At 64.9% G+C, this 11,457-nt stretch carries 11 protein-coding genes; 6 read left to right on the plus strand and 5 right to left on the minus strand.

Translation table 11 applies throughout. The features are described 5' to 3' along the window. Positions 1 to 36 precede the first annotated feature (36 nt). From ACODSO_RS28635 to ACODSO_RS28650, 4 genes are all read right to left on the minus strand, one after another. A complete protein-coding gene (locus ACODSO_RS28635) occupies positions 37 to 1,191 on the minus strand; it encodes a sensor domain-containing phosphodiesterase (RefSeq protein ID WP_489040016.1) in 1,155 nt (384 codons plus the stop codon). Positions 1,192 to 1,284: 93 nt separating this feature from the next. Continuing rightward, positions 1,285 to 2,604: a hypothetical protein gene (locus ACODSO_RS28640; protein WP_231912593.1), complete on the minus strand. Its 1,320-nt coding sequence runs from the start codon at positions 2,602 to 2,604 to the stop codon at positions 1,285 to 1,287. A 29-nt stretch (positions 2,605 to 2,633) separates the two neighbouring features. Beyond that, complete coding sequence (locus ACODSO_RS28645) at positions 2,634 to 2,993, minus strand: ArsR/SmtB family transcription factor (RefSeq protein ID WP_068376580.1); 360 nt, start codon at positions 2,991 to 2,993, stop codon at positions 2,634 to 2,636. After that, positions 2,974 to 4,257: an MFS transporter gene (locus ACODSO_RS28650; RefSeq protein ID WP_068376704.1), complete on the minus strand. Its 1,284-nt coding sequence runs from the start codon at positions 4,255 to 4,257 to the stop codon at positions 2,974 to 2,976. Before ACODSO_RS28650 ends, ACODSO_RS28645 begins: the two co-directional genes overlap by 20 nt. A gap of 206 nt (positions 4,258 to 4,463) precedes the next feature. Here ACODSO_RS28650 and ACODSO_RS28655 point away from each other — a divergent pair, with 206 nt between their 5' ends. The 6 genes from ACODSO_RS28655 to ACODSO_RS28680 all read left to right on the plus strand — a co-directional run bounded on the left by ACODSO_RS28655 (position 4,464) and on the right by ACODSO_RS28680 (position 10,905). Beyond that, entirely contained in the window at positions 4,464 to 5,789 is a 1,326-nt protein-coding gene (locus ACODSO_RS28655; protein ID WP_068376701.1) for a TrkH family potassium uptake protein, read from the plus strand. Beyond that, positions 5,782 to 6,447 (plus strand): potassium channel family protein, encoded by a 666-nt coding sequence (locus ACODSO_RS28660; protein WP_489040017.1) that lies wholly within the window; start codon positions 5,782 to 5,784, stop codon positions 6,445 to 6,447. The genes ACODSO_RS28655 and ACODSO_RS28660 overlap by 8 nt, the downstream gene beginning before the upstream one ends. Positions 6,448 to 6,517: 70 nt before the next feature. Next, complete coding sequence (gene menE, locus ACODSO_RS28665) at positions 6,518 to 7,678, plus strand: o-succinylbenzoate--CoA ligase (protein ID WP_442971376.1); 1,161 nt, start codon at positions 6,518 to 6,520, stop codon at positions 7,676 to 7,678. Positions 7,679 to 7,723: 45 nt separating this feature from the next. Next, complete coding sequence (locus ACODSO_RS28670; protein WP_068376575.1) at positions 7,724 to 8,497, plus strand: PIG-L family deacetylase; 774 nt, start codon at positions 7,724 to 7,726, stop codon at positions 8,495 to 8,497. Between the two features lie 183 nt (positions 8,498 to 8,680). After that, positions 8,681 to 9,964, plus strand: coding sequence for a DUF7159 family protein (locus tag ACODSO_RS28675; protein WP_068376572.1), 1,284 nt, complete (start codon positions 8,681 to 8,683; stop codon positions 9,962 to 9,964). A 71-nt stretch (positions 9,965 to 10,035) separates the two neighbouring features. Continuing rightward, a complete protein-coding gene (locus tag ACODSO_RS28680; RefSeq protein ID WP_068376569.1) occupies positions 10,036 to 10,905 on the plus strand; it encodes a 1,4-dihydroxy-2-naphthoate polyprenyltransferase in 870 nt (289 codons plus the stop codon). Here the strand turns inward: ACODSO_RS28680 and ACODSO_RS28685 are convergent. Continuing rightward, on the minus strand, positions 10,902 to 11,282 hold the full coding sequence (locus ACODSO_RS28685; RefSeq protein ID WP_068376566.1) for a phage holin family protein: 381 nt from the start codon (positions 11,280 to 11,282) through the stop codon (positions 10,902 to 10,904). The two genes, ACODSO_RS28680 and ACODSO_RS28685, sit on opposite strands and share 4 nt — an antisense overlap. Positions 11,283 to 11,457: the final 175 nt, after the last annotated feature.

The following is an 11,457-nucleotide window of genomic DNA, read 5'->3' on the forward strand; positions in this document are numbered from 1 at the left end:
AGAAAACCAATTAGCTATCGCATAGACGCTGGACTGCTATCGGGGGCCCAACCACAACCCGAGATCGTGTGCGACCGAGGACAGTGCGCGCACCAGCGCCCGACCACGATCGGTATCGATGAACTTGGTCAGTTGGGCGTCGATCTTGATGCCGTCCGGCTCGAGGGTGACAAGACGCTCGAGCGAGGACCAACCGGAACCGAAATCGTCGAGCAACACTTGAAATCCAAGAGCGTGCACGTCGTCGATGTGTCTACGGATGAGGGGGCCGTCGCTGACCGACGATGTCTCGGTCAGTTCGAGCAAGATATGGCGCGGCGACACGGTGGAGTGGGCAACGGCGCTCTGAAGCTGCGCGACGGCATCAGGATGTGCAAGGTGCCTGCCGGACATGTTGACGCTGAGCCTCAGGTCCGGCTGATACTCGTGCCACACCTGCGCCTCCTTCACCGCAAGTCGGAGGACTTCGAGGTCGATGTCGATGATCAACTCGCTCGACTCGGCGAACGGAACGAAGTCGACGGGTGACACGAGCCCTCTCGTCGGATGATGCCACCGCGCAAGAGCCTCGAATCCGATGGTGAAACCGGTACGCAGATCCACCACCGACTGGAACCACGGCACGATCTGGCCCGCATCCAACGCACCGGCCAAGTCGTGGTCGTTGTCCAGTTTGGCCGAGGTCGAGCCCACTCGCCGATGCAGGTCGAGTTGTTCTTCGAGAACCGACCCGTACTGTTCGAGCTCCTGTAGTTGCCCCTCGCTCAACTCACGCGGCATCCGGTCGAGCAAGCACAGTGAACCGATCACCAGTCCTTCGCGGCCTCGGAGCGGAACCGACGCGTAGGCCGCAATCCCGTTCTGGTCGAGGATGTTGCGCTGACGGACGGTGGCGTCGATTCGGTTGCGGGTGACGACTGCAGGCTTCTCGGACCGCACGACGTCGTCGCACAACGTCGTGGAACGTTCGACCGCAGACACAGGCGGTCCGCCGATGTTCACGAGCGTGTATTGGGTTGTCTCGTCGAGGACGTTGAGCTGCGCGATGGCGAACCCGACGCTTCGCGCGGCAAGTTCTACCGTGGAACGCAGCGCAGGGGTAGTCGCTTCGAGGTCGAGATAGCGGCGAGCCGAGTCGCTCTGTCTGCGCGTCTGCGATCGACGGTTCGGCAAGGTTGAATCATCTTCCACCTGCGTCTCCAATCGAGGCTCCGCGGGCCACCCCCGAGCATGGCGCGGCCGAACGTCAGCTTAGCCGCGGACTGCGTCCGCGCCAGCGTGTCGTCAGACGGATGGAAGCCGGGTGTGTAGCAACCGGTGCCGGAGCAGGGCCGCAGCGAGTCGCGATCCGTCTGGCGAGACAACCGCGTCGGCGCGTCCCGCCCCGGCGTAGGACAGAGCGCCGAGCGCGGTCAGATCGGCCAACACACCGTCGCCGAGTGGTTGTTCGGCGTGTGCGGCCTGCGTTCCACCGACGTGCGACCACCCCTCAGCGGTGAGCAGCTCGGTGAGCAGCTCACTCGAGCCCTCCGGGCGTCGACCACGGGCGACCTCGGCGAGCACGACTTCCGCAGCAATCGTGTCGGGGTGGTACACGGTGCCGATGGTTCGGCTCACGAGTATTCGCCACATCCGGTCCGCACTCATTCCGCGGGCGCGGGCGGTCGGGAGCAGTCGTCCATGGTGTTTACGGACCAACCCGAGCCGCAGCAACAACCGTCGAATACGCAGTACTGGCTCGGTGTCGAGTTCTTCGCCCGTGGGAAAGGGCCATTCCCGCGGCGTCCACAGGGTGCCGACGGCGCGTTCGACGACGGCTCCCGGGAGGTAGCCCCGCTCGTCGAGCGTGATTCCGTCGCCGACGATGCCGAGCAAGCCTTCGAGCCTGCGGACACACGAGTACGCCGGTTCGGCGGCATCGTGCAGCGGCACGGACAGGTCGCGATAAAGCTCGGCTCTGGGTGGGCTGTATCGCGTCCACAGTGCGATCCGGTGATCGAGTAGTTGCTCGAGCAGTACTCCGCCCGCACGCTCCGACCGCAGTACCGAATCGGTCAGTTGCCTTCGCTTGGCCACCTGAGCCGCGGGGCGCGGTGGCCGGCCACCCTGCCGCGTCGGCGCGAATTCCCCTGCCACAGCAGCAACTTCGAGAGTTTCACTGATGAGATCGGCCACCGAGCGTTCGACGCCGGCGCGGTCGTCCAGCCAGGTGATCAGATCCGTGTCCTCAGGGCCGATTCCGGAGTCTTCGACGGCGTCGAGGACACGCTGCTGCCTCGTTGCTTCGTCTTCGCCGCTGCCGGTGTCATCACCGAGCAGAATTGCCCGCGTCGTAGCGCTGCGCGCGATGTCCGCATATCTGGAGTGTCCGAGCCGGTCCAGCAGGTCGGCCAATGCCTGCGCAATGTCCCATGCGCGTGCCGAGTCGTCCGTGACGTCCACGAGCCGGGACCACAGAAATGTCTGCACCGAGTTCTGCGTCGGGCCGCTCCGGGGCGAGATGCTCCGCAGTCCGTCCCACCCGATCTGCGCATCCGCCGCCGACGCTGGATCCACCGAATCGAGGTACGACAATGCAGCCGCGACCGCGTCATCGAATTCCACGCCTTCCACTGTTCCACAGCGGGACCGGTCTATTCGTGGGGTGGTTCGCCGGTGACCTTGTGGTCGGCGAAGTTGAGCCCCTCGCGGACGAGACGGGCCAGGTGTCCGTCGCTGAGTCGGTAGATGACGTTGCGGCCGTCCTTGCGGGTATCGACCATGCCGGTGAAGCGCAGTTTGGCCAGGTGCTGGCTCACTGCGGTGCGGGAGGCTCCGGTGGCAGCGGTCAGCGCGCTCACATCCGCAGGACCGCGGTCGAGTAGCCACAGGATGTGCAGCCGGGTGGGGTCGGACAGCATCCGGAAGGCGTCGCTGGCCGTGGTCAGTCGCGCGACGTCGGGTTCGACCGCGTGGTCCAGACTGATCTGCGGCTCATGTTCCGGTGCTGGCATCGAAGATGGTCTCCCTACGCGGAGGCGACGACCGAGATACGGAGCCACTCCACAGTCGCGCTGCGGACAGTGCTGCAAGTGTAGCCAAGACCGATAGAGCTATCGCTGCTACGACCTGGCCGATCTGCGCGCCAATCCACCCCGCCACCGGGTACGTGATGAGAAACGCAGCGTGTGACAGTGAGAATTGAGCCGTGAAGATCGACGTACGCGACCCGTCGTCGGATTCGCGGCGCAGCACCCGGGCTGACGGGGTGCTGATCATCGAAGTTCCCGCGCCCAGTGTTGTCCACACCAAGCCGAGATGGATCCAACCCGCAGTCCCGCCCGAGGCGGTCGCAGCCACGATGGCTGCCGCTGCGGTCCCGACGACAGTGACCACAGCGCCGGTGAGCATCAGGCGTCGATCCGATATGAATGTCAGGACTATGGGAATGCACAACGCGGCCGCCATCGACCCCGCGCCGTAGAAGCCCAATGCGATGGCGACTCCACTGTTGGAACCGCCGAACAGATCGCGGACGTAGACCACGGTGTTGACCACGACCAGCGCTGTCGCGGACGCGACGACCACATTCAGAGCCAGCAAACCACGCAAGGCAGGGTTGACGAGGAACGCTCTGACACCGGTTGTCGCGCGATCCATGAACGGTTCACCTCGTTCGGGCGCAACATACTTCGGCAGAGTTGTTCCGAGGACCATCACCGCGGAGATCACGAACCCAAGGGACGTGCCGACGAACAAGGTGTGGAAGCTGATGACCGTCAGCAGTACGGCGGCGAGGAGCGGGCTCAACAAGGATTCGAGGTCGTACGCGAGTCGCGAGAGCGTCAGTGCTCGCGTGTACTGGTCCTCGTCCTGGACGACGGACGGAATGACGGCCTGGAAGGTTGGGGTGAACGTCGCCGACGCCGCCTGCAGAACGAAAATCAGTACGTACACCTGCCACACCTGATCGACGAACGGCAGCGCCAGCGCGGTCGCCGCGCGTACGGCATCCGCCGCGACCAGAACTCCCTTGCGTGGTAGCCGGTCCGTCAACACCGAAACAATCGGCGCGACACCGACATAGGCAGCCATCTTGATGGCGAGCGCAGTGCCCAACACAGCGCCTGCGGAGCTACCGGCGATGTCGTACGCCAACAAACCCAGCGCCACCGTGAGCAACCCTGTGCCCACCAGAGCGACCACCTGAGCGGTGAACAGGCGGCGGAACGCCGGAATCGCGAGAACGTGGCTCGTCTCGGACGGTGCTGCGGGCATACTCAAAACATACACACGTGTGCGCAAGTGCGCACACGTGAACTGGGTCGATTTGGTTTCTCTGTGCGGGTCCGCAGGACAAAGCATGGTCAGTCCCCCGACTCCGGCCGACCGATCGATTCTGATCGAGCGCGTCACCGACCAGTACGCTACGTCCGGTGACGAGTGCCTCAGGCGAGTTCAAGCAGGTGCCCCGGTCGAAAGTGATGGCGAAACTGACCCCGGTGCGGTTGGTCGCACTGGGCTTCGCTGCTGCCATCGCAGTCGGCACGGGGTTGTTGATGCTTCCGGCCGCGACTGAACTCGCTAGCGATACCGACGTGCTGGGTGCGTTGTTCACGGCGACGTCGGCCATGAGCCTGACCGGTCTGATCGTCGTCGACACACCGACACACTGGTCCGGATTCGGCCAAGGGGTCATCCTCGCCCTCATCCAAATCGGCGGGTTCGGAATCATGACCATTGCGTCGCTGGTCGGTTTGATACTCGCCGACCGAATCGGCCTGCGGGGTCGACTCAACGCTGCCGCCGAAGTACGAACCTCGGGGCTCGGCGACGTCCGAAGCGTCGTCATCGGAGTTGCCCGCACCAGCGTCATCATCGAAGCGACCGTCGCCGTCGCACTAGCTGTCCGCTTCGCCGTGGGCTACGGCGAATCACCGACCCGTGCGCTCTGGCTGGGGATCTTCCACTCCGTCTCGGCGTTCAACAACGCCGGATTCGCCCTGTTCAGCGACAACATGATCGGCTTCGCCACCGACCCCTGGATATGCATCCCGTTGCTGGTCGCAGTGGTACTGGGCGGTCTCGGTTTTCCGGTGCTCTTCGAAATCTATCGTCATATGCGACGGCGTTCCCAGCGGCGATGGTCGCTGCACACCCGACTGACACTGTCCGTCACCGCCGTCCTACTCGTAGTCGGCCCGGTTCTGGTGTTAGCGCTCGAATGGTCCCGCACCCTGACCGAATTCGGATTCGGGAGCAAACTCCTCGTCGCGGCGTTCCAAGGAATCATGCCGCGCACCGCCGGTTTCAACAGCATCGACTATGCCCAGGCCGACAACGCCACTTTGCTGGTCACAGACGTATTGATGTTCATCGGCGGCGGCAGCGGCGGAACTGCTGGAGGAATCAAGGTCACCACGTTCGCGATACTGCTGTTCGTGATCATCGCCGAAGTCCGCGGCGATCGAGCCGTGACGGTATTCGACCGGCAAATCGACGCACGAGTTCAACGCCAGGCACTGACAGTGGCACTCGTGGGCGTCGCGCTGGTGATGATCCCGGTGGTGGCTCTTCTGGCGGGAACGGACTTCGACCTCGACGTGCTGTTGTTCGAGGTCGTGTCCGCATTCGCAACCGTGGGGCTGTCCACAGGCATCACCGCCCAACTGCCCGCATGGGGCCAACTGATTCTGGTTGTCCTGATGTACTTGGGGCGCATCGGCTCGATTACCCTCGTCAGCGCCCTTGCCGCACGAGAGCGCGACCGCCGGTACGCACTTCCCAAGGAAAGGCCGTTCATTGGCTAGGAAACCGTCCTCCGACGTGGTCGCCGTCCTCGGCCTCGGCCGCTTCGGCAAGTCCCTCGCACTCGAGCTGATGTCACAGGGCACCGAGGTCCTCGGCGTCGACACCGACGAGGCCGTCGTCCAACGAGTTTCCGATCGCCTTACCCATGCCGCCGTCGCAGATACTACCGACGAGGAGTCGTTACGGCAGCTGTCGGTCCACGAATGCGACCGTGCCGTGGTGGGGATCGGATCCGACCTCGAAGCGAGTCTGCTCACTGCGTCCGCACTGATAAACCTGGGCGTCACCAACATTTGGGCCAAGGCGATCAGCAACGCCCACGCAAAGATCTTGAATCAGATCGGCGTTCATCACGTTGTCCGGCCCGAACACGACATGGGCAAGCGAGTCGCCCACCTCGTGCGAGGCCGGATGATGGACTACATCGAGTTCGACGACGGGTTCGCAATGGTCAAGACCTCGCCGCCGTCGTTCCTCATCGGAGACAAGCTCGGTCAGAGTGCAATCCGAACCAAGCACAAGGTCACCGTGGTCGCGATCAAACGTCCAGGTGAGGGTTTCACCTACGCCACCGCAGACACGGTGATCGCTGCCGGTGACACCATCATCGTTTCGGGCCAAGTCCGCGACACCGAACGCTTCAGCGAACTGACCTGAAGCTGCCTCTGGCGTCACTGCTTCGACGAGGTCGCGGATCCGTTCACGATCTAGTGTCGAGCCTGTGAACATGCTCGAAGAACTGCAGATTCCTACCGGCGACGCCGCGGCCGAGATCCTGCCGCGGCTCGTCTCCGTTCTGGCCGGCGCTTCACCCGCGGTGTTGCCGGTTCCTGCCACCGACGAGCGCGAGGCACAGCGGCTACGTGACGCGCTGGTCCCGGGAACCGAGATCGAAGCAGCTGCGGCCCTCGTCGTCGCGACGTCCGGCACCACCGGCACACCCAAGGGCGCCATGCTGTCGGCGTCTGCGCTGCGGGCGAGCGGAAACGCGACGCACGATCGCCTCGGCGGTCCCGGAACGTGGCTCCTCGCGCTGCCCGCCCACCACATAGCCGGGATGCAGGTGCTACTGCGCAGCGTGCTCGCGAACACAGATCCGGTGATTCTCGACGTCGGTGCGGGTTTCGACCCCTCGGAACTACCGGCTGCAGTCGCTCGGATGTCCGGCCGCCGGTACACCTCCCTGGTGCCCACACAGCTGGTCAAGGCTCTCGACGATCCCGCTGCGACCGAGGCGCTGACGCAGTTCGACGCCGTGCTGCTCGGGGGCGCGGCGACTCCGGTTCCATTGCGGGAGAGAGCCGTCGCGGCCGGCATCTCGATCGTCCGGACCTACGGCATGAGCGAGACAGCGGGCGGATGCGTCTACGACGGCGTGCCCTTGGACGGCACGCGTCTCCGCATCGATTCTGGGCACATCGATTCGGGTCGCGTCGTGCTGGGCGGGGCGACCGTGGCGCTCGGGTACCGCGGCTGGCCGGACCATCCGGCGTTCGCCGAGCACGGATGGTTCCGCACCGACGATGCAGGTCGGCTGACGGACGGTGTTCTGTCGATCGAGGGCAGGCTCGACGAAGCCATCTCCACCGGCGGTCTCACGGTGGTGCCGCAGGTCGTCGAAGCCGCGCTCGCGACGCATCCTGCGGTGCGCGAGTGCGCCGTCGCGGGTCTCGACGACACCAGGCTCGGCCAGCGAGTCGTCGCAGCAGTCGTTGCGTCTTCGGCCGTGACGCTGGCCGAGCTGCGGGAACACGTTGCACTGACGTTGGATCCGACGGCGGCTCCCCGCGAGCTGTACCTGGTCGATGCGCTCCCGATGCGGGGGCCCGGCAAGCTGGATCGCGCTCGGCTGCGGGCGGTGTTGCAGACGCTGGCACCTCATCGGTGAACCTGCAAGTGAGACAGCCGACGGACACCGTGCAAGCATTCGTACATGAGCACACTGGTCTGCTTTCACGCCCATCCCGACGACGAGGTTTTCAATACGGGCGGCGTCATGCGCCTCGCGGCCGACGCAGGCCATCGAGTAGTACTCGTCACCGCTACCGACGGTGCCCTCGGCGAGTTTCCCGACGGCATCCTGTCCGACGGTGAAACACTCGCCGAACGACGGCGGTCCGAGCTGGCCGAATCGGCGGACATTCTCGGGGTGAGTCGAATAGTGATGCTGCACTACCTCGACTCGGGCATGGCAGGGACTCCGGAGAACGGCAATCCCGACGCTTTCTGCAACGCCGACGTCGAGGACGCGGCCGGCAAGCTGGCTGCGGTGTTGAACGAGGAGAACGCCGACGTTCTGACGATCTACGACCCGAACGGTGGGTACGGGCACCCCGACCACATCGCGGTCCACGTCGTGGGGCTCCGCGCGGCCGAGATCGCGGGCACGAAAAACGTCTACGAGACAACCACCAATCGTGATCACTTGAGGGCACTCGTCGAGGCGAATCCGAACTGGTCCGAAGAAAACAGTCCCCCCGACATGGACTCCTTCGGACTGCCCGAATCCGAGATCACGACCATCGTCGACGTCGGTTCGGTCATGGATGCAAAACGTCGGGCGATGCAGGCGCACGCAACTCAGATCGGCGACTTCGGTCCGTTCCTCGAAATGCCTCTCGAGATGCTGCAGACAGCATTCGGCCGGGAGTGGTTCCGACGGGTAGGCGGTGGTCCCGGGCTCACCGAGACGGAGTTACCCCTCTAACCCCCACCTGCGTCGTTCGACCGGCCAGACACCGTCGGCGACCAGGCGCTAGGGTCACCACAATCGCCTTTCAGTCGGTTATGAGTCGGAAAACAGACCGTGAGACGGTATGGTGAGGCCCGAGGAGACGTACGCCGCGGCGGATGCGACGTGCTGTCAGGGGATGGGAGGCCACGAGCAGCGATGGTTTCGTCAGTCGGCATGTCCATGGGCACCAGCGGGATACGCGCGGTCCGGACCACCGACGGGCGGTCGTTCGCGGCCGAGTGGTTCCCGTCGGCTGGTCCGGTACCCGATGCCGAGGACGTTGCGCACGCAATTCGCGCGATCGTCGATCGGCCCGATGCCCCCCATTCACTCGGCGTGGCGTTCCCCGATCCCGATTACAGCGCCGCTCTCAAGACCGCCCTGGTCGAGGAGTACGTCTCGGAAGTGCACATCATCTCGGAGATTGCCGGGACGATCGAGAAGCTACGGTCGGACCCGGGGTTCAAGTACCGCACGGTCGCGCTGTACGACCTGGGAGCGACCGGCCTGGAGATGACCGTCGCCGACATCGACAGCGGAACCGTCTACGCGACGACGCGGTCGTCCGAACTCAGCGGTTCCTCCATCGATTGGGCTGTCCGCGAACACCTTCTGACTCTCGACATCCTCGCGGTACCTCGCAACCAAGAGGAAGAGGCCTCGCTGCTCGAGTTCAGCAAGGAGATCAAGGAAGCGCTCTCCACACACGAGGCGACGCAGACCTCCGACGGACAGTTCCGGCTCATGGACCGTCGTATGTTCGACCTACAGATCATCCGACCGGCCGAGCGATCCGCAATCGCGCTGCGCGATCTGGCGGAGATGTCGGAAATCCCACCCGAGGTCGTCGTCGCGATCGGTGGTGGCTCTCGGATTCCGCTCGTCCAGGACGTGCTGCGTCGCTATCTGCACATCCCGGTGATCGTGCCGGAAAACCCAGAGTTGCTCAGCGCCGAAGGCGCAGCGCTCTACGCGACGCGGGTCGACGAGGCCCGACCGCCGACGCCGACCGCAGCCAGGCGCAACGCAAGAACTCTGCTGACGCCGCTCCTCAGGTTCGGCCTACCGTCGATCGTCGCCATCGGTCTGCTGTCGTGGATGTTGTGGCCGGATGCAAGTGCCGACCGTTCTGTGGCCGGCACCCCTGTCACCACCATCGCAGAGACGGCGTCGACGACGAGAGTCACGGCGTCCGATCGGCCGGCAGCGACATCGACGGCACCTACCTCGGCTCCGGTGGTGGCAACGACGACCGTCCCTCCGAGCCCCGATCCCCATGCGCCGACTCCATACGTTGCGCGATACGACACCGACGCATACGTGGCGCCGTACGCACCTCCGCCTCCGGCCCCTGCTCCGGCACCGGCTCCGTTCCAACTCCCGCAAATTCAGCTGCCTCAGATTCAGCTACCAGCACTTCCGCGTTTGCCGTTGCCCTGAGCGACTCGGTGCCTCGTGGCAGCGTCGTACCTCGTGCAGACGGGCAGTCTGCGATACGCAAAGATCATGCAATGGCCACGACAGCTCACTGGATCGAGGGCGCACGCCCGCGAACCTTCCCGAATGCGATTGCACCCGTCCTCGTCGGCACCGGCGCCGCAGCCTCGCTCGACGGCGCGGTGTGGTGGAAGGCGTTGTTGGCACTCGTCGTATCGCTGGCACTGATCATCGGCGTCAATTTCGCCAACGACTACTCCGACGGTATCCGCGGAACCGACGACGAGCGGGTTGGCCCTTTGCGGCTCGTCGGATCAGGCCTCGCATCTCCGCAGGCTGTGAAAGCTGCCGCCATCGGCTGCTTCGCCGTCGGAGCCGTCGCGGGGCTGGCGCTGGCGGCGACGTCGGCATGGTGGCTCGTCGCGATCGGTGTCGTGTGCATCGCGGGCGCGTGGTTCTACACCGGAGGGGCGAAACCGTACGGGTACAGCGGACTCGGTGAGGTCGCGGTGTTCGTGTTCTTCGGGTTGGTCGCGGTGCTCGGCACCCAGTTCGTTCAAGCAGGCCGGGTCGACTGGGCGGGCCTCGTCGCAGCCGTGGCAGTCGGGTCGTTCTCCAGCGCGGTGCTCGTCGCCAACAATCTGCGCGACATCGACACCGACCCGGATTCCGGAAAGCACACTCTCGCCGTGCGGTTGGGAGACACCCGAACCCGGCTGTTGCACCTGGCGCTGATGGTCGTACCGTTCGCGGTCACCGTGGCGCTCGTGGCCCGCACTCCGTGGGCGCTCGTCGCGCTCATCGCGCTCCCCCTCGCCGCTCGGGCGAACAAACCGGTACGAACGGGCGCGACAGGGTTGGCGCTCATACCGGCCCTCCGCGATTCCGGGCTCGCAATGTTGGTGTGGGGTCTCTCGACCGGAGGTGCGCTGGCGTTCGCCTAGCGCTTGTCGGGAACGAATGCCCCCAGCAAGAAGTTCACGATCGAGATGATCAGTGCACCCCAGAATGCGGCTCCGAATCCGGTGATCAACAGTCCGTAGTCTGTTGCCGTCGAGATCCACGCCGTCAACATCAACATCAGGGCATTGATGACGAGGGTGAACAACCCGAGCGTCAGAATCAGAAGCGGCAGCGACAGCAACTGCACCACCGGCTTGATGAAGGCATTCACGATGGTGAACACCGCTGCAACTCCCGCGAGGACGATCAAATCCCAGCCGGTGCCACGGCCGGAGCTGGCGAGGTCGATTCCGCCGACCCACTGCGCTGCAAGCCAGATCGCGACTGCATTGATGACGAGCCGTACGAGAAATGTCATGCCAGACACCCTAGGTGGTGAGGGCCGCGGTAGCCATGGATGGTGGTCGGGCTCTCGCGGTCGCTCCGCTCCAGTGGCGCGGTCGCTCCGCTCCAGTGGCCGCGGTCGCTCCGCTCCAGTGGCGGGGGGGGGGGGGGGGGGGGGGGGGGGGGGGGGGGGGGGGGGGGGGGGGGGG

The organism is Rhodococcus sp. FG69 (assembly GCF_057808915.1).